This window comes from Allonocardiopsis opalescens, from assembly GCF_003002095.1.
In the GTDB taxonomy this organism is placed as follows: domain Bacteria; phylum Actinomycetota; class Actinomycetes; order Streptosporangiales; family Streptosporangiaceae; genus Allonocardiopsis; species Allonocardiopsis opalescens.
In genome coordinates this window covers 496,383-517,069 of sequence record NZ_PVZC01000005.1, presented here as the reverse complement: position 1 = coordinate 517,069, position 20,687 = coordinate 496,383, and the positions used below count along the sequence as shown (strand labels likewise).

General features: G+C 73.4%; 21 protein-coding genes. 11 read left to right on the top strand and 10 right to left on the bottom strand.

What is annotated here, in order from left to right:
• Positions 1–246: 246 nt before the first annotated feature.
• Positions 247–1,263: a chaplin gene (locus CLV72_RS19260; RefSeq protein ID WP_106248508.1), complete on the top strand. Its 1,017-nt coding sequence runs from the start codon at positions 247–249 to the stop codon at positions 1,261–1,263.
• Positions 1,264–1,329: 66 nt separating this feature from the next.
• On the opposite strand, the gene CLV72_RS19255 is transcribed toward CLV72_RS19260, so the two are convergent.
• Positions 1,330–2,304, bottom strand: a complete 975-nt coding sequence (locus CLV72_RS19255) for an alpha/beta hydrolase (protein WP_106248185.1) — start codon at positions 2,302–2,304, stop codon at positions 1,330–1,332.
• Between the two features lie 161 nt (positions 2,305–2,465).
• Between CLV72_RS19255 and CLV72_RS19250 the strand changes: the two genes are divergently transcribed.
• Positions 2,466–2,963, top strand: coding sequence for a MarR family winged helix-turn-helix transcriptional regulator (locus CLV72_RS19250; protein ID WP_106248182.1), 498 nt, complete (start codon positions 2,466–2,468; stop codon positions 2,961–2,963).
• Positions 2,964–3,011: 48 nt separating this feature from the next.
• On the opposite strand, the gene CLV72_RS19245 is transcribed toward CLV72_RS19250, so the two are convergent.
• The gene (locus CLV72_RS19245; RefSeq protein ID WP_106248505.1) at positions 3,012–4,391 is read right to left on the bottom strand and encodes a hypothetical protein; all 1,380 of its coding nucleotides are present in this window, start codon (positions 4,389–4,391) and stop codon (positions 3,012–3,014) included.
• A gap of 243 nt (positions 4,392–4,634) precedes the next feature.
• On the opposite strand from CLV72_RS19245, the gene CLV72_RS19240 reads away from it, so the two are divergent.
• Both CLV72_RS19240 and CLV72_RS19235 read left to right on the top strand, forming a co-directional pair.
• Positions 4,635–5,981 carry a molybdopterin-dependent oxidoreductase gene (locus CLV72_RS19240; RefSeq protein ID WP_211302959.1) on the top strand — a complete coding sequence of 449 codons (1,347 nt, stop codon included), beginning with the start codon at positions 4,635–4,637 and terminating at the stop codon, positions 5,979–5,981.
• 181 nt (positions 5,982–6,162) lie between these two features.
• Positions 6,163–6,642 carry a hypothetical protein gene (locus tag CLV72_RS19235; RefSeq protein WP_106248175.1) on the top strand — a complete coding sequence of 160 codons (480 nt, stop codon included), beginning with the start codon at positions 6,163–6,165 and terminating at the stop codon, positions 6,640–6,642.
• Positions 6,643–7,041: 399 nt separating this feature from the next.
• Here the strand turns inward: CLV72_RS19235 and CLV72_RS19230 are convergent, their stop codons facing one another.
• The 3 genes from CLV72_RS19230 to CLV72_RS19220 form a co-directional block, all read right to left on the bottom strand.
• Positions 7,042–7,710 carry a class I SAM-dependent methyltransferase gene (locus CLV72_RS19230; RefSeq protein WP_106248502.1) on the bottom strand — a complete coding sequence of 223 codons (669 nt, stop codon included), beginning with the start codon at positions 7,708–7,710 and terminating at the stop codon, positions 7,042–7,044.
• A 133-nt stretch (positions 7,711–7,843) separates the two neighbouring features.
• Positions 7,844–8,485: a TIGR04282 family arsenosugar biosynthesis glycosyltransferase gene (locus tag CLV72_RS19225; protein ID WP_211302958.1), complete on the bottom strand. Its 642-nt coding sequence runs from the start codon at positions 8,483–8,485 to the stop codon at positions 7,844–7,846.
• Positions 8,482–9,153, bottom strand: a complete 672-nt coding sequence (locus CLV72_RS19220) for a glycosyltransferase family 2 protein (protein ID WP_245930306.1) — start codon at positions 9,151–9,153, stop codon at positions 8,482–8,484. Before CLV72_RS19220 ends, CLV72_RS19225 begins: the two co-directional genes overlap by 4 nt.
• 649 nt (positions 9,154–9,802) lie before the next feature.
• On the opposite strand from CLV72_RS19220, the gene CLV72_RS19215 reads away from it, so the two are divergent.
• A complete protein-coding gene (locus tag CLV72_RS19215) occupies positions 9,803–10,537 on the top strand; it encodes a response regulator transcription factor (RefSeq protein WP_170141034.1) in 735 nt (244 codons plus the stop codon).
• Between the two features lie 151 nt (positions 10,538–10,688).
• On the opposite strand, the gene CLV72_RS19210 is transcribed toward CLV72_RS19215, so the two are convergent.
• Entirely contained in the window at positions 10,689–11,393 is a 705-nt protein-coding gene (locus CLV72_RS19210; RefSeq protein WP_106248172.1) for a hypothetical protein, read from the bottom strand.
• A complete protein-coding gene (locus tag CLV72_RS19205; RefSeq protein ID WP_106248170.1) occupies positions 11,390–12,631 on the bottom strand; it encodes a hypothetical protein in 1,242 nt (413 codons plus the stop codon). Before CLV72_RS19205 ends, CLV72_RS19210 begins: the two co-directional genes overlap by 4 nt.
• 612 nt (positions 12,632–13,243) lie before the next feature.
• Between CLV72_RS19205 and CLV72_RS19200 the strand changes: the two genes are divergently transcribed.
• Positions 13,244–14,353 carry a sensor histidine kinase gene (locus CLV72_RS19200; protein ID WP_106248167.1) on the top strand — a complete coding sequence of 370 codons (1,110 nt, stop codon included), beginning with the start codon at positions 13,244–13,246 and terminating at the stop codon, positions 14,351–14,353.
• A gap of 114 nt (positions 14,354–14,467) precedes the next feature.
• Here CLV72_RS19200 and CLV72_RS19195 read toward each other — a convergent pair whose 3' ends face one another.
• Positions 14,468–15,007, bottom strand: a complete 540-nt coding sequence (locus CLV72_RS19195; RefSeq protein ID WP_106248164.1) for a putative immunity protein — start codon at positions 15,005–15,007, stop codon at positions 14,468–14,470.
• Positions 14,997–15,191: a hypothetical protein gene (locus tag CLV72_RS19190; protein WP_106248162.1), complete on the bottom strand. Its 195-nt coding sequence runs from the start codon at positions 15,189–15,191 to the stop codon at positions 14,997–14,999. The genes CLV72_RS19195 and CLV72_RS19190 overlap by 11 nt, the downstream gene beginning before the upstream one ends.
• A gap of 174 nt (positions 15,192–15,365) precedes the next feature.
• Here CLV72_RS19190 and CLV72_RS19185 point away from each other — a divergent pair, with 174 nt between their 5' ends.
• Positions 15,366–15,818, top strand: a complete 453-nt coding sequence (locus tag CLV72_RS19185) for a VOC family protein (protein WP_106248160.1) — start codon at positions 15,366–15,368, stop codon at positions 15,816–15,818.
• A 28-nt stretch (positions 15,819–15,846) separates the two neighbouring features.
• On the opposite strand, the gene CLV72_RS19180 is transcribed toward CLV72_RS19185, so the two are convergent.
• Positions 15,847–16,398, bottom strand: coding sequence for a hypothetical protein (locus CLV72_RS19180; protein WP_106248157.1), 552 nt, complete (start codon positions 16,396–16,398; stop codon positions 15,847–15,849).
• A 419-nt stretch (positions 16,399–16,817) separates the two neighbouring features.
• Here CLV72_RS19180 and xynC point away from each other — a divergent pair, with 419 nt between their 5' ends.
• The 4 genes from xynC to tgmC all read left to right on the top strand — a co-directional run bounded on the left by xynC (position 16,818) and on the right by tgmC (position 20,624).
• Entirely contained in the window at positions 16,818–18,044 is a 1,227-nt protein-coding gene (gene xynC / locus CLV72_RS19175; RefSeq protein WP_211302957.1) for a glucuronoarabinoxylan endo-1,4-beta-xylanase XynC, read from the top strand.
• A 140-nt stretch (positions 18,045–18,184) separates the two neighbouring features.
• Positions 18,185–18,448 carry a putative ATP-grasp-modified RiPP gene (locus CLV72_RS19170; protein WP_106248152.1) on the top strand — a complete coding sequence of 88 codons (264 nt, stop codon included), beginning with the start codon at positions 18,185–18,187 and terminating at the stop codon, positions 18,446–18,448.
• Positions 18,449–18,466: 18 nt separating this feature from the next.
• Positions 18,467–19,411: an MvdC/MvdD family ATP grasp protein gene (locus CLV72_RS19165; RefSeq protein WP_106248150.1), complete on the top strand. Its 945-nt coding sequence runs from the start codon at positions 18,467–18,469 to the stop codon at positions 19,409–19,411.
• A 4-nt stretch (positions 19,412–19,415) separates the two neighbouring features.
• Complete coding sequence (gene tgmC / locus CLV72_RS19160) at positions 19,416–20,624, top strand: ATP-grasp peptide maturase system methyltransferase (RefSeq protein WP_106248147.1); 1,209 nt, start codon at positions 19,416–19,418, stop codon at positions 20,622–20,624.
• Positions 20,625–20,687 lie beyond the last annotated feature (63 nt).

The following is a 20,687-nucleotide window of genomic DNA, read 5'->3' as shown; positions in this document are numbered from 1 at the left end:
ATTACGGTGAGTGGTAGCGTTACGCCGTGTTCCGCAGTGAACATGCTCCGTACCTGCTTGGTGGGGTGGCGCGGGTTCTGTCGTGAAGCCGTTCCGCCGTCCGCGGGGGGAGTTCCATGTCCGCCCGGGAAGGGCGCTGCGGATTTCCACCCGTCGCCGTGTGCTCACCGTGCCCCCGTGCGCGCGGCCGTCCCCGGGTGTCCCTGTCAACGCATGAGATGAGGCAATTCTCCAATTATGTCCGCGATGCTGCGAAAGAAACTCCTGGTATCCGCTTCGGCCGCCGTCGTCGCCTCGGGACTGGCCGCGCTGTCCGCTCCGGCGGCGGCCGCCGACACCAGCGGCGCCGGGGGTGTGGCCGCCGGCAACCAGATCGAGGTCCCGGTGGACGTCCGCGCCGTGATCTGCGGGAACGCGCTGGCCGCGCTGGGGCTGTCGGCCGCCGAGTGCGAGCAGGTGGCGCAGACCCTCTACACGGCCGACCAGGGCCAGTCCACCGATGGTTCCGGCGGGATCGCCAGCGGGAACCAGATCAGCATCCCGGTGGACGCCGCGATCGAGGTGTGCGGCAACTCGGTGTCGGTCCTCGGGCTGTCGGCGGCCGAGTGCGAGCGGACCGTGCACACGCTGCACGAGTCCGAGCAGAACCAGTCCACCGACGGCTCGGGCGGGATCGCGAGCGGCAACCAGATCAGCATCCCGGTGGACGTCGCCGTCGAGGTGTGCGGCAACTCGGTGTCGGTGCTGGGCCTGTCGGCGGCCGAGTGCGAGGAGACCGTGCACACGCTGCACGAGTCCGAGCAGAACCAGTCCACCGACGGTTCCGGCGGGATCGCCTCCGGCAACCAGGTGACGGTGCCGGTGGACGTGGCCGCCGAGATCTGCGGCAACTCCGTGTCGGTGCTCGGCCTGTCGGCGGCCGAGTGCGAGCAGCTGATCTCCGAGCAGCCGGACGGCGGCGAGGAGCCGGCGCCCGAACCCGAGTCGCCCGACGACTCCGGCACCGCCCCGCCGGCAGAGGGCGATGACGGCGGCCAGGACGACGGCGCCGCCGAGGAGCCGGGCGGCGAGGGCGCGGCCGAGCCCTCGCCCTCGCCCTCGGCGCAGCCGGCCGGCATGGAGAACGCCTCCAACGCGCTGCCTGTCACCGGTGTCCAGGCCGGCGTGCTGGCCGGAGCGGCCGCCGCCCTGGTCGCGGGCGGCGCCACACTGCTCGCGCTCGGCCGCAAGCGGCGGGCCGCCCGCCTCGCCGACGAGGGCTAGCCCCCTCGCGCCGCACTGCGCCCCCGCCGCCCCGGCCGTCGATCCGGCCGGGGCGGCGCTGCGCCGTCAGCCCTGGTGCAGCGCGGCGCGCAGCACCGCGGCGGCCTGGGCGATCGCGGCTCCGGCGGCGTGCGTGCCGCGCAGCGCGTTGAGCATCACGAAGTCGTGGATGATGCCCTGGTAGCGCACCGCGGTGACCGGCACCCCGGCCGCGCGCAGCTTGGCGGCGTAGGCTTCGCCCTCGTCGCGGAGCACGTCGGCCTCACCGGTGATGACCAGCGCGGGCGGCAGGCCGGACAGCTGCTCGACGCTCGCGCGCAGCGGCGAGGCGGTGATCTCGGCCCGCTGCGCCTCGTCGGTGGTGTACTGGTCCCAGAACCAGCGCATGCCCTCGGTGGTCAGGAAGTAGCCCTCGGCGAACTGCCGGTAGGAGCCGGTGTCGAACGAGGCGTCGGTGACCGGGTAGAACAGCACCTGCTGGAGCAGCGGCACGCCGCCGCGCTCCTTGGCCATCAGGGTGAGCGCGGCCGTCATATTGCCGCCGACGGAGTCGCCCGCCACCGCGAGCCGCGCCCCGTCCAGTCCGCGCTCGGCGCCCTGCGCCACGATCCAGCGGGCGACGGTGAAGTTCTGCTCGATCGCCACCGGGTACCTCGCCTCGGGGGAGAGGCTGTACTCGGGGAAGACCACGGCGGCGCCGGCGCCGACCGCCAGCTCGCGCACCAGCCGGTCGTGGGTGTGGGCGTTGCCGAAGACCCAGCCGGCGCCGTGGATGTAGAGGATCACCGGCAGCGGCCCGGAGGCGCCCGCCGGCTTGACCACGCGGACCGGCACCTCGCCGGTGGGGCCGCCCGGCACGGTGATCCACTCCTCGTCCACCTCGGGCTTGGCGATGTCGCCGGACTGCACCTGGTTGACGGTCCTGCGGCCCTCCTCGGGCGGCAGCTGGAACAGGAACGGCGGCTTGGCCGTCGCTTCGGCGAACTCACGGGCAGCCGGCTCCAGCACGGGTGCTGCGGCCTGGTCGTGGACTGCGGTCATGACGGTTCCTCCTGGTGAGCCGGGCCCGTGCGGCCCGGATGAGAAGAACATAGCCCACAATTAGATTGCGCGCAATCTACTTTTGGGCGAGTCGTCCAGTAGGATGATCGCGTGCCGGGGCGGTGTGCGCGGCGCCGTCCGTCCGACCTGAGGAGGAAGCGATGGCCACCGAGCAGCGGACCGGTGCCGGCGAGCGGTCCGACGAGGAGCTGTCGATGCTGCTCGACGACCAGATGTGCTTCGCGCTGTACGCCGCCTCGCGCGCCGTCACCGCGCTGTACCGCCCGATGCTGGACGAGGTCGGGCTCACCTACCCCCAGTACCTGGTGCTGCTGGTCCTGTGGGAGCGCGGCGAGGACGCCGCCACCGGCGTCAAGGACATCGGCGCCGCCCTCCAGCTCGACTACGGCACCCTGTCTCCGCTGCTCAAGCGCCTGGAGGCGCGCGGCCTGATCCGCCGCGAGCGCCGCGCCGACGACGAGCGCGCCGTGCGGATCGCGCTGACGCCCGAGGGCGCCGCCCTGCGCGAGCGGGCCCGCGCCTTCCCGGGCGAGATCGGCGCCGCGATGGGCCTGGACGACGAGGAGTTCGACCGCACCCGGGCGAGCCTGCGCCGCCTGGTCGACAACGTCACCGCCTACACCCGCGAGCGGCGCTGAGGCGAGCGGCGGGGCGCTCGCGATCCCGGGCGAGCACCGGAGCGGCCGCTACCACCCCGTCAGTAGCAGATGGTTGACGAGCAGCGCCAGTGCGGCCTGGGCGGCCGCCCAGCCGCGGCCGTCGCGGCCGGGCAGCAGGGCGGCGGCGGGGAGCAGCCAGACCGTGAACGGCAGCCAGATGCGTTCCGTCTCCGCCTTGCTCATACCCGAGAGATCGGCCAGCGCGACCGCGCACAGCGCGGCCGCCACCAGTACCGCGACGGTCGCCGCCTCGGCGGTCGGCCCCCGCCGCACCGCCCGGAGCGCCCCCGGCGCGGCGGCCACCGCCCGGCGCAGCCCCGCGCAGACCGCCAGACCCACCGCGAAGACCGTGGCGCCGAGGTTCCCCCACACCCAGTAGCCGTACGGACGCACCGAGCCGACGCCCTGGTAATACCGCTCCACCAGCAAGTGGTACCCCTCCCACCAGTGGAAACCCGCGGCCGTGAAGGCCGCCGCCACCGCGAGCGCGCCCAGCAGCGCGAAGGGCAGCGCCCGCGCGCCGCGTGCGCACACCAGCACGCCCACCGCGAGCAGCCCGGCGAGCACCAGCCCGTAGGAGCAGTACACCGCCCAGCCCAGCAGCACCCCGGCCGCGAACGCGACCGTGCCGGGGGCCCGCACCCGCCGCGCGGCGGCCAGCGCCAGCAGGGCCAGCCCCCAGGCCGTGACGGCGGCGAAGTAGCCGTCGGCCGACGTGCCCGCCCACACCGCCGACGGCGCCAGCACCAGGAAGGGGGCGGCCGCCCGCGCCGCCCGCTCCGCGCCGAGCGCCCCCAGCGCGACCAGCACCGCCGCCGACGCGGTACCGCCCACCACCACGCACCACACTCCCGCCCACTCGGGCCCGCCCAGGCCGACGCGGTCCAGGGCGACGAAGGTGAGCACCGCGCCCGGCGGGTGCCCGGCGACGTGGGTCGGCCAGTTGTCCGGCTGGGTGAGCAGGATGTGGTCGGTGAAGCCGCGCAGCGCGGCCCCGGCGTCGGCGAAGCGCGGCACCGAGCCCAGGTACTCGTGCGGGGAGGCGAGCCGGCCGGCGATACCGCGCCGCCACCCGTCGACCAGCGCCAGCGCGAAGGTCCAGGCGACGGAGGCGGCCGCCGTCGCCGCCACCAGGGGCCGCCAGCGCAGCCGCGCCGCGAGCGGCGCCCCCGCGGCCACCACCAGCGCGGCGACCGCCAGCGCCGGAACCGTCCCCGGCCCGGCATGCGGCGACCACACCGCGTACAGCGGCGGCCAGTCCACGTGCAGGGTGCCCTCGGCGCGCTCGACCGCCGTGCCCACGACCGCGGCCAGCGCCGCCAGCCCGGCCGCGGCCGCGGCGGCGGCCAGGTCCAGCCGGCGCCCCCTCGGCGCGGCACCGGCTTCGGCCCGGACAGGGCGCGGCATCGTCACGCGGCCACGCTAGGGCGCGGCGCCGCGCAGCGGGTCCGCGGCGGGCTCCCGTCACCGAACCGTAAGACACCGCAGGTCACAGCGGTGGGCGTAAGCATGCCGTAAGGCGCGGTGTCCCCGGCCGGAGGGCTCGGCCTTCCTAGCATGAGCCCAGATACCAGGGCCGCGCCGACTGGGCGGTCGGGCGGGGACGGCGGCCGGGCCGGTGGCGGCCCTGCCCGGGAGCTGGAGGCGTTGATGGGTGGGAAGGCCGGGAGGGCGGGCCGCGTCGGGGCGGCCGCGGAGTGGCTGCGGGCACGCCTGCGGGAAGGGCCTCCGGCCGGGCCGACGCGGCCGGAGTTCTGGCGCAGTCCGCTGCGCGGCCCGTGGCTGACCTCGGTGCTCGGGCTGGTGCTGCTGGCCGGGACCGCGGTGGTGTTCGCGACGGGCCTGCTGTCCTACGCCGCGTACAACCCCGACCTGGCCGCCGTGAACGACCGGACGCCGGACAAGGGCTGGCTCGGCTTCTACCTGTTCGCCTGGCCGACGCGGCCGCACTGGCTCTACCGGCTCACCCAGGGCGTGCACGTCACGCTCGGGATCATGCTGGTGCCGGTGCTGCTGGCCAAGCTGTGGTCGGTGATCCCCAAGCTGTTCGCCTGGCCGCCGGTGCGCTCGGTGGCGCACGCGCTGGAGCGCCTCTCGGTGCTCGCGCTGGTCGGCGGAGGGCTGTTCGTGTTCGCCACCGGGGTGCTTAACATCCAGCTGGAGTACGTGTTCCCCGGTTCGTTCTACCCGCTGCACCTCTATGGCGCGTGGGTGTTCGTCGGCGCGCTGGTGCTGCACGTCGGCACCCGGATGGGGCTGGTGGCGCGCACGCTGCGGTCGCGCCGGCTCCGCGACGAGCTGCGCACGCCGGCCGCGCGCACCACCGCCGAGCCGCCGGACGGTACCGGACTGATGCCGCCGCGCCCCGCCGCGGCGACGATGTCGCGGCGCGGTGCGCTCGGCATGGTGGGCCTCGGCTCGCTCGCGCTGCTCGCCGTCACCGTCGGGCAGAGCATCGGCGGGCCGCTGCGCGCCACCGCGCTGCTCGCTCCGCGCGGCGGCGAGCCGGGAGCGGGGCCCAACGGCTTCCCGGTGAACCGGACGGCCGCCGAGGCCGGGATCACCGCCGCCGACACCGGCCCGGACTGGCGCCTCACCGTGCGCGGCGGCGGCCGCGAGGTGGTGCTTGCACGCGAGCGGCTGCTCGCCATGCCGCAGCACACCGCGGCGCTGCCGATCGCGTGCGTGGAGGGCTGGTCCACCCCGGACCAGGAGTGGTCGGGGGTCCGCCTGGCCGACCTGGCAGCCCTCGTCGGTTTCCCGCCCGGCGCCGCCCCGGACGTGCTGGTGGAGTCGGCGCAGCGCCGCGGCTCCTTCGGCTCGGCCGCGCTGCGCGCCAACCAGGTGGCCGACCCGTGGTCGCTGCTGGCGCTGCGCGTCAACGGCGCCGAACTGTCGGCCGACCACGGCTATCCCGCGAGGATCATCGTCCCGGCCAATCCCGGCGTCCACAACACCAAGTGGGTCACCCGCCTCACCTTCGGGGACCCGGCGTGAGGGCGCGTCGGCGGCGGGGCGGCGCGGCGGCCGAAGCGGCGCGCTCAGGTGTCGGCCGGACCGGCGGTGCGGCGCCGGGGGTGCGGCGGCCCGCGGGCGTCGCGGACCCGGAGGCCCGGGAGAGGGCCATGAGGGGGCGGACCGGGCCGGGAGGCGGGCGGCGCGGACCCGGGGGTGCGGTATGAGGACGCTGCGCGCCTGGTACGGCGCCGGGCCGACGCACCTGCTGCTGACCGTCTGCTCCTTCGCCGTGGCCGGTTACGCGGGCCTGCGGCTGCTCGGCGGGGACGTCGTGGGCCTGCTGCTGTGGACGGTCGGCGCCGCCCTCCTGCACGACCTCGTCCTCGTCCCGCTCTACACCGCCGCCGACCGCGCCGTCCGCGCCCTGGACCCCCGCCGGGACGCGAGCTGGATCAACCACGTGCGCGTCCCGGCCTTCGTCTCGGCCGTGCTGTTCGTGGTGTGGTCCCCGCTCATCCTGGGCCTGTCCGGCGAGGTCTACGCGGCCAAGACCGGCCTCGACCCGGCCGCCTTCGCCCCCCGGTGGCTCCTGATCACCGCCGCCCTCTTCGCCGCCTCGGCCGCCGTGCTGGCGGCCCGGTCGCTGATCGCCCGGCACCGCGCGGCGCGCGGCCGCCCGCCGGCGCGGCCGGGGGCGTAGGGGCCCGGCGACCGGGCGGCTCCGGCGGGCCGATCCGAGCGGGGCGCGGGAGGCGGTCTGCGCTCCGCGCGCACGTGCCGTGACCGGAACCTTGGTCCGTGCGATCGGGGTGCAAAGGGCGGGGGTGCCCGGGGGCGGGGATGGGGTGCTGGGGGCGGGAGTACTGGGGACGGCGGTGCCTGCGGGCGGGGAGCCGGAGGCAAGGATGCCCCGGGGGCGAGGGCCGGAGGCGGGGGTGCCGGGGCGGAGGGACGCGGTGGGGCGCTCGGCCGTCGGATCGTCGCGGGGGAAGCCCCTTGGTCAATAGGGTTCCGCCCGGACGTGTGCCGCACAAGGCCCAAAACCCGCTCCGGCGCACGCCGGGGCGGGTTTCTTGAGCCCGCAGGGACCGGGCTCGGCTCACCCGGGCGCGCGGAGGGCGGCGAAGCGGCGGCCGTGGCTGTGCCAGGTGGCGGCGGGGGACCAGCCGCTCGCCTCGGCGCGGCGCAGCAGGGCGGGCAGGCCGAGGCGCGCCCAGGGGAAGGCGCCGCCGCGCCGGTCGTGTGCGTCGGAGACCTGGACCGCCACACGCTCGTCCACGTCCTCGCGGGCCGCCTCCACCAGCAGCAGGCCGCCGGGGCGGACCAGCTCCAGCATCCGGGTCAGCAGGGCGCCGGGTGCACCGCCGATGCCGATATTGCCGTCGACCAGCAGCGCCGTGTCCCAGCGGCCCTCATCGGGCAGGGGCTCGAAGACCGACCGGCACACCGCGGTACCCCCCGCGTCGGCGGTGCGGGTGACCGCCACCGGGTGCACGTCGACGCCCAGCGCGCGGCGCCCGCGTGCGACCAGCCCCGCGACCATCCGCCCGGGCCCGCAGCCGACATCGAGCACGGCACCCTCGCACCGGTCCAGCACGGTGGCGTCCGCGTCGTCCGGGTCGGCGCACCAGCGCTCCACCTCCAGGGGCAGCAGCCACCCGTCGGTACGCCGCAGGAACAGCGGCCCGCGCCCGCTGAGCAGCGCCTCGGCATAGGGATCGCACCGCCACGGCTGCGCGGACGCCGGCACAGACCGCACTTCGGCCATGCTCACCAGGCGCCTCCCCGCCCCGCGCGCACGTCGCACGCCGTGCGTCCGCCGCCTTCCAGCCCATCCCCGGCCATCCGGCGCCGCACGCGGGCGGCGCCGCGCCTCGACGTGTCCGCCGGTCTTCCCGAGGTCATGGGGCGACGCCGCTCATGGTGCGCAGCGCGGCGGCGAAACGGCTGCCGGGAGCTTGGGAGGCGACCCGGTCGGCGTCGTCAGGGGTGTCGACGTCGAGGAGGGTCGGCAGCTCCGCGACGCGGAGGCCGGCGTCGAGCAGACGGCGGCGCTGGACGGCTCCGGTGCGCGGCGTCGACATCGGGACGCCGCGCAGCAGCGCGGGCTCGGGTTCGGCCAGGCCGATCGCCCAGAAGCCGCCGTCCTCGGCCGGGCCGAACCACGCGTCGGCGCGGTGCCAGGCGTCCCCGGCCAGCGCGGGGGCGAGCAGATCGGCGGTGACCTGCGGCGTGTCCATGCCGATGAGCAGCGACGGCCCCGAGCAGCCCGCGAAGGCCGCCGCCAGCCGCTCATCCAGGCCGCCCGCCGCCTGCGCGACCACCTCGAAGCCGGCCTCCGGCAGCCACGGCCCCGGCCGTCCGTCCAGCACGAGGACGCGGCGGCGCGCCGGTGCCGCCAGCGCCGCCGCCAGGGTGTCGGCGAGCGCGGCCGCCGCGAGCCGGGCGGCCTGCTCCTCGGTGTAGCGGGCGCACAGTCGCGTCTTCGCCCGGCCGGGCACGGGTTCCTTGGCGATGACCAGCAGCGTGGTCGGACCCGTCACGCGGCGCCCCCGCCGGCTCCGGCGGCCGGGGGGCGGCGGAGGACGGCGGTCATATCGCGGACCGCCGTCCAGGTGCCGCGCCAGGTGCCGGTGACCTTGGACCGCCCCGACCTCGGCCGGTACGGCACGTCCACCTCCACGATGCGCCAACCCGCGTCGGCGGCGCGCACGACCGTCTCCAGCGGGTAGCCGGAGCGGCGGTCGGTGAGTCCGAGGGAGAGCAGGGCGGACCGGCGGGCCGCGCGCATCGGGCCGATGTCGTGCAGCCGGATCCCGGCGCGGCGGCGCAGCATCCGCGCGACGACGGTGTTGCCGACGCGAGCGTGCACCGGCCACGCCCCGGCGCGGGTGGGGCGCCGGCGTCCGAGGACCAGGTCGGCGGCGCCACCGCCCACGGTGTCGACCATGCCGCGCAGCAGCGCGGGGTCGAGCGACGCGTCGCAGTCGCAGAAGCAGACGATCTCGGCGGTGGCGGCGCTGAGGCCGGCGTGGCAGGCGGCGCCGAAGCCCCGGCGCGGCTCGGTCACGACGAGCGCGCCCAGGCGCGCGGCGATCTCGGCCGAGCCGTCGGTGGATCCGTTGTCCACCACGATCGCCCGCCAGCCGTCCGGCACCCGCTCCAGCACCCAGGGCAGCGCCGCCGCCTCGTCCAGGCAGGGCAGCACCACATCGACGGGTGGGAGCGGCTCGCCGCCTTCTCCGCCGATCGGCGCAGTGGCGGGCGTGGGCAGCCATTCGGCGTTCGTGTCGTCCGTCGAGTGCGGCCCCGGTGCCGTGGGAGCCGCCCCGGCGGTCGCCGGAGCGGGCGCAAGCGGCCTCTCGGTGTCAGCATGCGACGCCGAGTGCGGGCGGCGCGCGTCCGCGTCGCGGCGGACGCGGGCCGGATGGCGGCCTGGGCGCGCGGGGCGCGCCGCCGAGGGCTCGGACGTGTCGTGGCGGGACGTCGTGGTCACGGGTGCTGTCCGTTTCAGTGCGCGGCCGGTGCGGGTCGGGGTGACGCGGCATGCCGCCCCTGCGGGCGCGGACATGCCGCCGCGTGTCTGGTGCGGTGCGCGGCCGGACGCCCGCGGCGGTGGGCGCCCGGCTCGCGGACGGTCCGCGCGGCCGCGGCGATTGCCGGCGCCGGGCGCGGCACACGGCCGTCCGCGCCCCGTGCCGCGGAGGGGCCGCCGACCTCGGTCTCAGTGGTCACACCGGTAACGCTAAGCAGGTGAGGGGCTGATGGGCGGTAATCCCGCCTTACGAAACGCGGACGTCGGGCGGGGCGGCGGGCGGGCGTCTTCCCGGGTGATGCCGGCCGGTGCCAGACTCGCGACCATGGCGACACCGGCTGATGTCCGTTCCAGGCAGCGCGTCCTCGTCGTCGACGATGACCCGACCGTGGCCGAGGTGGTCGCCGGCTACCTCGACCGTGAGGGCTTCGCCGTCGACCGCGCGGCCGACGGGCACGACGCGCTGCGCCGAGCGGTGGAGGCGCCGCCCGACCTGGTGGTGCTCGACCTGATGCTGCCCGGCCTGGACGGCTGGGAGGTGTGCCGGCGGCTGCGGGCCCAGGCGCCGGTGCCCGTCATCATGCTCACGGCGCGCGGCGACGAGACCGACCGCATCCTCGGGCTCGAACTGGGCGCCGACGACTACGTGACCAAGCCGTTCAGCCCGCGAGAGCTGGTGCTGCGCGTGCGTTCGGTGCTGCGTCGGGCCGACGCGCGTCCGGAGCCGGCCGTGCCGCTGCGCGCCCACGGCATCGCTGTGGACCCGGCCGCGCGTACCGCCGACCGCGACGGCACGCCCCTCGCGCTGACCCTGCGCGAGTTCGACCTGCTGGCGTTCTTCCTGGCGCATCCGGGCCGCGCGTTCCGCCGCGAGGAGCTGATGCGGCGGGTGTGGGGCTGGGACTTCGGCGACCTGTCGACCGTGACCGTGCACGTGCGCCGGCTCCGCGAGAAGGTCGAGGCCGACCCCGCGCATCCGCGCGTCATCACCACCATCTGGGGTGTGGGCTACCGCTTCGAGGCCGAGGGCGGCGAAGCGGACGGGACCCTGCACGCATGAGCCGATCCACTCCTCGGAGCAACGGTCATCAAGGGGGGTGCGGTGTCATTGCCAGGAGCTTCACACAACCAATCTGCGAGTGGTCAGGGCGGGTTGTAGGATGGTTCGTTATTCTCCTCCATCGTTACGGAGCCCTCGGTTCCTGGCCAGGTCAATTTAATTCCTGCTCGTATTCCTCGCGGTAGCGCTTCGCCTCCAAGCGAGTCGGCTCGGGTGCTCCCGGGTGCTGCTCGACCATGCGGAGGTAACCGATCGCGTCGATTTCTTCCAGGCTCCAGATCACACCGATAGAAAGCACACCTTCATCACCCGGCAGTTTCGGAGCCGCCTCTTTGAGCAGGTCGAGGAGTCGAGCGCGGTCCTCGCCGCGCGCCGGATCATCTTCAGTGCCGATGGCGCGGACACCAGGCAGCAACCAGGCGATCAGCACACGTGTGGTAGTGCTCACCGTCCCGTAGACCCAGCCGCGGCCGAGATTGTCCACCACATCGTCCGGTGGCACCTCCCATTCCCGCCCGAACAGCCGCTGCGGGTCGACGTTCTCTGCCAGCCAGTCGCGAATGGCGTCCCTGGACAGGGTATCGAGTGTAGGGAAACGTCGCCGGAACGTGTGATCGTAGGAAATCCATTCGTCGGCAAAATGCTCATTGAGCGAAGGTAGTTCACCACCATAACGCGGAGCGTCGCTCATAAGGTACTCCAGGCACGACCGCAAGACCTTAAGCGCCGTCGCACGCCGCTCGGGGTTCGGCTGCCAACTGTCCAGGGGCGGGCCGCCGAGAGAGAGTCCGTCGACGTTCCACGGGTAGGGCAACCCGGCGATGGCGGCCGGTACCAGCGGCCTTCGGTCGATCACAGGAAATCCACTCCATGGGGTCGGAGGAAATCACGTGCCGCGTCCAAGTCAGGGATGCATCTGGCGAACCATTCTCGTAGAGTCTCGTCGGAAGATTCGCGGTTCTCTAAGCAGGCGACCGTCGCGTCGCGAAGCCTTGCCAGTTCAGCAGGAGCGAGGTCATGCGACCCGAGGCGCAACGGGACATCGAAGCGAATCAACTCGTTTATTGCGTAGCTCCCCGGCTTACTGGCATTGATAAGGCCAAGCAGCCCCGTCCACCCCTGGTCGGTGGTGATATGGACCGCGATGCGGCGGTTGTCCTGGTCTCTTCCCCGCCAGTCCACCATCTTGTCGAGTTGGTCGGTGTTCCTGCGGAGTTTGTTGGCGAGGGCTCGGGCGGTGTTCTTGACTTCGTGGAGGTGTACCCGGCCGTCGCGGCCGGCGAAGACCAGGTCGGCTTCCGACACCGGAGAGACATCGATTCTGCGTCCGGTTCCTAGGTCCAGGGGTTCGCGGCGTCCGGCGCTCATGGCGATCTTGCCGGTGGGGGCGAGTTCACCGGTGTGCAGGATGGTGGCGGCGGCGTGGAGTTCGGCGGCTGCGCCCAGGGCGTTGTTGGGCTCGGTGCCGCTGAGTTTGCGCAGGTGGTCGCGGCAGATGATCTCTTGGCGCTCCGGGGTGCCCGCGAGTCGGCCGGAGTCCATGACGGTGGTGAGGTCGGTGAACGCCTGGCCGAGGACCGGGTCGCGACGGTCCAGTGTGGCCGCGACGCGGTCCCCCAGCCCCCACCCAACGGCGGCGCGGGTGAGGGTGGCCATCGGGGCGGGCGGACGGTCGGTCACCGCCGGAGCAGAGGGCCCGGGCGGTTCGCCCTCGGTGTCGGACTGGGAGAGGGGCCGAGGTGGTTCGCCGTCGCCGTTGTTGTCGGTGGTTTGGCGTGTCGCGGTAACGGCGGCCGCCGCTCGATTCTCAGATGGCCGAGCCTCGTCGGACGGCGCGGCCTCTGCGGGTGTTGACTCGTGCCGGAGTGCGCCGGACCGGGCGGCCGCGGTGGTGCGGATCCACTCCTCCAGGTGCCGCTCGCGGGAAGCTTCGTCGGGATCGAGTGGGCGGTCCTCCGTCGCTTCCGCGTCGGTGTCCTGCGTGTCGAGTCCCGCATCGATCTCCTGGTCCAACTGCTCCAGCCGGGTCAGCCCGGTATGCGGGTCACGCTCCTGAGCGGCGGCGCGCAACTCGGCGGCGGCGCGCCCGATCACGGCCTCAGGACCGGCCCGCGCCGACGACGCGTCCGACGGACGCGGAGCATCAGCGCTCCGAGGCCCGTCCATCCCACCCACCGCCCACTCTCCGCTCAGCCGTCACCGAACGTAGCCCGAACAGGTGCGGGAGAAACGGACTGGCCGCATCAGGCCAGGAGTCGGAAGTCCGTAACCGCAGGTGTTGTCGATCATGCGATGCGGACTCAGGCGGCCCCGAGAGAGCGAGCTCCGACACTCTCTGTTAGCGGAGACGGTCGGTCGCGCGGAATGTCAAGCCACCCACTCACGGCCATCAGCCGGGTTATCCACAGCTGGGCCTCACGGCGGCCGCAGTTGTCCACAACCAGCCGGTAACCGGTCGCCGCGACGCACGCCGGCGCGAAAGACTGGTTGTGGGGTCGTCCCCCCCTTGGGAGGGCGGGGGATGGGGGGAGATGGGGAAACAGGGAGGCGGACGAACTGCTGGGCCCTCTGGAAGTGGAGGGCGAGAAGGGTTGGGGCGGCTGGTGGCCTGGGCCGGCGGGGCGGGGTTTGCGGTGTGGTCGGTGTCGTGATCGGGTGTGGTCGGTGTTGTGATCGTCGGTCCTGGCGGAGAGGAGGCGTGACACGGTGCGGGACGTGCTGCTGATCGCGCTGTTCGCCTTCGCCGGGGCGGCCGTGGCGGGGCTGCTCGGGGCGGTGGTGCTGCGGCTGCTGCGGAACCGGTCGGTGTCGGTGGCGCTGGCCGTGGTGGCGGCCGTCGCGGTGGGGGCGATGCTGGCCGGCACGCTGTCGGTGGCGCGGGCGATGTTCCTGTCGGAACACGATCTATGGGTCGTCACCACGGTGTGCGCGATGGCGGCCGTCGTGTCGCTGGCCACGGCGCTGCTGCTCGGGCGGTGGGTGATCGCGTCCAGCGCGGAGCTGACGCGCGCCACCCGGCTGCTCGGCGGCGACGACTTCACCGCGCCGCGGCCGCCCTTCACCTCCGAGCTGTCCGCGCTCGGCCGCGAGCTGGCCGCCACGAACGCGAAGCTGGCCGCGTCCCGCGAGCGCGAGCGGCGCCTGGACGCGTCGCGGCGCGAGCTGGTCGCCTGGATCTCCCACGACCTGCGCACCCCGCTGGCGGGGCTGCGCGCGATGGCCGAGGCGCTGGAGGACGGGATCGCGCCCGACCCCGACCGCTACCACCGCCAGATCCGTACCGAGGTCGAGCGGCTGGGCACGATGGTCGACGACCTGTTCGAGCTGTCCAGGATCGAGTCCGGCTCCATCCCGCTCGATTTGGCGCGCGTCTCCGTGTACGACCTGGTGTCGGACGCCCTGGCCGCCTCCGAGCCGCTGGCCCGCAGCTCGGGTGTGCGCCTGGTCGGCACGGAGGTCGACGGCGTCCCGGTCGAGGTCGACAGTGGCGAGATGACGCGCGTGATCGTGAACCTGCTGGCCAACGCGATCCGCTATACCCCGGCCGACGGCACCGTCGCGGTCGCCGCGCACGCCGAGGCGGACCGGGTGGTGGTCTCGGTGACCGACGGCTGCGGGGGTATCGCCCCGGCCGACCTCCCGCGCGTCTTCGACACCGGCTGGCGCGGCACCGACGCCCGCACACCTCCGGCCGGAGCGGGCCTCGGCCTGGCCATCGTCAACGGCATCGTCCGCGCCCACTCCGGCCACGCGACGGTCCGCAATGTGCCGGGCGGCTGCCGCTTCGAAGTGAGCCTCCCGGTCGCGGCGGGCTGAGCCGGTCGGATCGGCCGTCGGATCGTCGCGGGGGAAGCCCCTTGGTCAATAGGGTTCCGCCCTGGCTTGTGCAGCACAAGGCCCAAAGGGCGTCCGTGCGCACGCTGTGGCCGGTCAGCGTAGGAACGCGTCCAGTTGGCGGAGGAGTTCGCCGACGCGTCCGCCGCCGTGCGGGGCGGGCGGGTAGCGCCGCAGGACGTCCGCCATGACGGGCTTGGCGAGGGCGCGGGCGCGGGCGAGGTGGTCGGCCGCGGCGGCGGGGTCGTCTCCGGCGGCGAGTTCGAGGGCTCGGGCGGCGTGGGCGGCCGCTCCGAGGATGTGCTTGACCTGGGTGGCCTTGGCCAGGGGGTGCAGGTAGGGGGCGCTGGCCGCGGCGAGGGCGGCGCGGGCCGCCTCGCTCGCCGCGGCCAACCCGGCGTCGCGGGTCTCCTGGGCGGCCCGGTGCGCGGCCCAGGCGCTGTCGCGGATCGACTTGGTCCGCCGGGCGCCGTCCGCGAAGCCCTGCGCAGCCTCGATCGCGGCGCGCGGACGGCGGTCGTCGGGCCGCTCGTGTTCGAAGAGCGCCAGGGCGGGACGTGCGCACGCCGCCGCGTAGCGGGCGACCTCGCGGAGTTCGGGCAGGTCGAGTTCGATCGCGGCGGAGTCATCCGCCACGGCGGTGCCCTTCGGTGAGCGCGGCCGCGCGGAGGATCTCCAGGGCGGCCGACCGGAAGCCGCCGCGGTGGATGAGACCGGCGAGCAGTTCGTTGGAGATCTCCGTGCCGTCCGGGTCCGGGGGCGTCGGCGCACCGGGAGCGGGACGGGACGCAGGCGTGAAGCCGCGAATGTCCTTGGTCATGTGTATGAATCGTATCGTTGAACAGCCGGTTTAGGCTTCTGTCGATCCGGGCTGCCGCACCGCGCCGAAAGCCTCAACCGGGCGTCGACGCCGGGTCCGGACGGGCCATGCGGGCGGCGTCCCGTCCGGACGGCGGCTTGCGGCGGACTCCTCGTAACCCGTATAACTGGTTACATGGCACTCGGTTGGAAGCTGGTCATCGACAGCGCGAACGCGCCCGTCATCGCGGACTTCTGGGCCGCGGCCCTGGAGTACGAGGTGGAGGACCCCACCCCGCTCATCGAGCGGCTGCTGGCCGCCGGACACCTCGGCGCGGAGGCGGTCGTGGAGCACCGCGGCCGGAAGAACTTCCGCGGCTATGCGGCGGTCCGCCACCCCGACGACCCCTTCGACCCCACCAGCGGCGTCGGCCACGGTCGGCGGCTGCTGTTCCAGGACGTGCCCGAGGGCAAGTCCGGCAAGAACCGCCTGCACATCGACGTCCACAGCGAGCCCGACGGACTGGAAAGGCTGGTGGCCCGGCTGGAAGGGCTGGGGGCGACCCGCGTCCGGGAGTACGACCAGGGGCCGGCCGGGCACTGGTGGCAGATGCGGGACCCCGAGGGAAACGAGGTCTGCGCCTCGTAGCCGGGGCGCGCGGACGGCGGCCGGCCGCTCAGCGGCCGGACCGCCTTCCCAGCAGGCGCTCTTGCTCCCGCTTCAGCTTGGAGAACTCCTCCCGCGCATAGGGCCCCAGCTCGTCGGTGGGGAACCACACCACCGACAGGTGCTCCGCGTAGTCGCCCTGAGCCCACCGGGCGGCGGTGACCTCGTAGCCCGACACGTGCGCGCAGAGCTGGAGCAGCAGCGGCGGCATCTCCGCCTCGGTCAGCAGATCGGCGTGCCGGACGACGAGGTCGCGCATGGCCCGGTTGTTCGGCAGGAAGACGGTGGTGACCCACAGCCGCCACTCGGCCAGCTCCTCCTCGGTCGGCGGCGTCTCGTGGGCGAAGGGCGATACGCCGCCGGGGCGGGCGTGGCGCTCCTTGAAGGCGTCGAAGGTGCGGCGGCTGGATTCCGAAAGGGCGAACAAGGGGCCGTAGAGATCGCTGAGCTGGCGATTCACCCGGGCGAGGCGTTCTTGGCGCTGAGCCAGGCGCAGACCATTGATGTAGGTGGCGACATAGCCCGCGAACGCCAGCCCGATCGTGACGATCAATGCGCTCATGACGGGCCATGCTACTGAGCGGCCCGGATTTCGATCAGCGGGCCTCCGCGCCGGTCCCTCCGGACGGTAGGCGGACCGTCACGGATGGCTTGACGGCCGCCGGGTGTGGGGTTAACGTGCGATCGATCCGTTGTTCCGTAAGTCGATGACAATTTCCAGTACGTATTGGGAGCGCTCCCAGGTTAATGGACCTGCCTGGGGAGAAAGCGCGGCCCGCCCATGGCGTTTCCATGGCGGAGCCTTCGGCGGCGTTTTCACGATGAGTGCGATCCGGTGAAACGGCGTCGACCGAGGTGAGGGGGGACGACAAGGCGCGAATTCGCGCCGCCGGTCGACTAGGAGGAGAAATGGCGTCACCTCGGAATGACTCAGCGGCCGCAGGGCCGGAGCAGCCGAGCCGGAGGTCCGTGCTGGCGGCGATGACCGCCGCCCCGTTCCTGGCGGTCGCCCCGATGTCCGCGCGGCCGGCCGCGGCGGCCGCCGCGGAAGTGCTCGTCGACACCTTGGCCGACCGGCAGACGATCCGGGGCTTCGGCGGTATGAACCACACGGCCTGGATCAACGACCTGACGGCCGCCCAGCGCGACACCGCCTTCGGCAACGGCACCGGCCAGCTCGGATTCTCGATACTGCGGATTCCGGTGCACGAGGACCGGGCGAACTGGAGCCGCGAGGTGGCGACGGCGCGGCGCGCGATCGAGCACGGCGCGGTCGTCATCGCCTCGCCGTGGAATCCGCCCGCCAATATGGTCGAGACCTTCGTGCGCGGCAGCCAGACCGACGCCAGGCGGCTCCGATACAATATGTACGGCGCCTATGCGCAGCACTTGAACGAGTTCTACCGGTTCATGCGGGACAACGGCGTGAACCTGTACGCGATTTCGGTCCAGAACGAGCCCGATTACGCGCACGAATGGACCTGGTGGACGCCCGCCGAGATGGTCCGATTCCTGCGCGAGAATGCCGGATCGATCGAGACGAGGGTCATCGCACCGGAGTCCTTCCAGTACGTGAAGAGCTTCTCGGATCCGATTCTGAACGATTCGGCGGCATGGGCCAATGTCGACATTCTCGGGGCGCACCTGTACGGAACGCAGCACCGGGACTTTCCCTACCCCCTGTACCAGCAGCGGCGCCAGGGCAAGGAACTGTGGATGACGGAGGTCTACCACCCCAACAGCAGCGATTCGGCGGACCTGTGGCCGCAGGCGCTCGACGTGGGCGAGCACATCCACCGCGCGCTGGTGGACGGCCAGTTCCAGACCTACGTGTGGTGGTACATCCGGCGCAGCTACGGCCCGATGCGCGAGGACGGCCAGATCAGCAAGCGCGGCGCCAACATGGCGCACTTCGCCAAGTTCATCCGTCCCGGCTACGTCCGGATCGACATGGCGCCGACCCCGCAGGCGAACGTCTTCACCTCGGCCTACCGGGGCGGCTCCCGCATCGTCATCGTCGCCATCAACAAGGGGACCTCGCAGGTCAACCAGCAGTTCACCCTGGAGAACAGCTCCGCGTCGAGCGTGTCGTCCTGGGTGACGGACGCCAACAGGAACCTCGCACTCCAGAGCCGGATGACCCTGCCGAACGACACCTTCACCGGCGTCCTGCCGGCCCGGAGCGTGACGACCTTCGTGGCCGAGTAGGGCGGAGCACGGGCGGTGCCGTACGCGGCACGGTCCGCGCCCGCGTCTCTGTTCGAGCAGCCGCTGGAGGATTACGCTGAGATGGCCGGCCGTCACCCTACGGTCGGCCATTTCGTTGCCGCCTGTTCGGAGGCATCCGCATGGAACCCGCCCGCGGTCCGCTCCCATGGGGGCTGTCCCGGCTGACCGACCGGCTCCCGGTACCGGGCCCGATCGGCCGCGCCGAACTCGACCCCGTCACCCAGACCGCCCGCTGCTACGACGACGCCGGGCAGGTCATCGAACTGGGCAAGCACGGCACCAACAAGGAGACGAGCACTACCAGCTACTCCGGCGGCTCCGACGGCTCCAAACCCCAGTCACAGTCCGCCGACGACTCCACCACCGACTACGCGCCCGACTGAGGAACGAGCCTCCGCCCCGTGTCCGCCCCGGTCCTTGTCGTCACGAGCGTCGACGATGTCACCGCGTGCATGGTCATCCGCGCTCTCAACACGCGCGGCGTCCCCGTCGTGCGCGTCGATCCCGCCGACATCGGGAACGGTCTGACCTTCGCCGCCCGCCTCGGTTCCGGTCCCGGACCGGCGGGGCGGCTCGCGACCCTCAGCCGCGAGCTGAATCTCGGCGCGGTGCGGTCGGTGTACCACCGGCGGCCGGGCGCCTGGCGGTTCGACCACCTACCCGAGCAGGCCCGGCTGTTCGCGACCGCCGAGGCCCGTCACGGGCTCGGCGGTCTGCTGGCGGGTCTGCCCGTCCTGCACGTCAACGACGTGTTCGCCACCGCGAGAGCCGAGTACAAGCCGCTGCAACTCCAAGCCGCGGCCGGGCTCGGCCTGGCGGTGCCGCCGACGCTCATCACCAACGATCCCGCCGCCGTCGCGCGCTTCGAGGCCGAGCACGGACCGCTGGTCTACAAGACCTTCCGGGGCGTCCCGTCCGTCGACGGGAAGGCCGGTGCGATCTGGACCCAGCCGGTCAGTGCCGCCGAGGTCGACGGCAGCCTGGCGGTCACCGCCCACCTGTTCCAGGCCGAGGTGCGGGACAAGGTCGCCGACGCCCGCGTGACGATCGTCGGTGACGCGGTGTTCGCATGGAGGATCACCGCCCCAGCCGGTCGGGGCCTGGACTGGCGGGCGGGATCGTGGGCCGAACTCGACTACGCTCCGCTCACCCTGGCGGACGATCTCGTCGGACGGCTGCGCGCCTACCTGCGCGGCTTCGGCCTGGTGTTCGGCTGCTTCGACCTGGCTCTGACCAGCCAAGGCCAGACGGTGTGGATCGAGTGCAATCCCAACGGGCAATGGGGATTCCTGCCTGAATCCGAGCGGATCGCCGACGCCTTCGCCGACCTTCTCCAGGCAGGATGACCACATGAGCACGCCCACCAGCCATGCGGTCGCCGCCGCCCCCCTGCGCCGGAAGCTGGCCGAGGAGTTGGCCGCGGAGGGGCTGCTCAGCGATCCCGGGTGGCGGGCGGCGGCGCGGGCGGTGCCCCGGCACGCGTTCACGCCCGGCTTCTACCTCCAGGCCGGGGCCGCCGAGGACGGTCTGCCGGTATGGGAGCCGGTCACCGCGGCCACCGACCCCGACCGCTGGCTGCGGACCGTCTACACCGATACGACACTGGTCACCCAGTTCGACGGCGACGAACCCGACTGGGAGCACCCCGCGCCCCGGACCGGCGGTACTCCGACGTCCTCGTCCACCCTGCCCTCCCTCGTGCTGCGGATGTGGCTGGACGCCGAGCTGCGGCCCGGCCACGACGTCCTGGAGATCGGCACCGGTACCGGCTACTCCACCGCGCTGGCCTGCCAGTGGCTCGGTGACGAGGGCGACATCGTCTCGCTCGAAGTCGACCCGCGCCGCGCGGCCCAGGCGGCCGAAGCGCTCTACGGCTGCGGGTACCGGCCCGGCCTGGCCGTCGCCGACGGCCTGTACGGCTACTGGCCCTACGCGCCCTATGACCGGATCGTCGCCGCCTGCTCGGTCCGCAGCATCCCGGCCGGCTGGATCGCGCAGAGCAGGCCGGGCGGGAAGATCCTCAGCACCCTGTCGGGGTGGCTGAACGGATCGGCCCGCGCGCTGCTCACCGTCGCCGATCCCGTGGCCGGTACCGCCGAAGGGCCGCTGCTGGACGGGACGATCTCATTCATGCTGGCCCGCACCCACCTGCCTCCCGCGCCGGGGAGCCCCGGCCACTGGCAAGGGCTTCTCGACGGCCCGCCGAGGCTGGCCCGGCATGCTCCCGCGCGGATCACGCCCACCGACGAGGCGACGTTCTTCGCCCGCTTCCTCGCCCAGCTCGCCGCCCCCCACGCCGTCATGTCGACGGTGGGCGACACGGTCTACTTCACCGACCCGGTCACCGGAAGCGCCGCGAGCCTCACGCCCCAAGGGGGTGACTGGGTGGTCCGCCAGGGCGGACGGGCGGCGCTGTGGGACGCCATCGAGGCCGCTTTGGACGCCTGGGACGCCGCAGGCGAACCGGGCCCCGGTCATTTCCGGGTCCGCGTGGAGCCCGACCGGCAAGAGGTCTATCTCCCGGGCGTCCCGGCCTTGGCGTTCCGCCTTCCGCAGTGATCGCCTCCGCGAGCAGCGGCGCGACCCGACCAGCGGGTGCAAGCCCCGGGATTGAGGACCTGA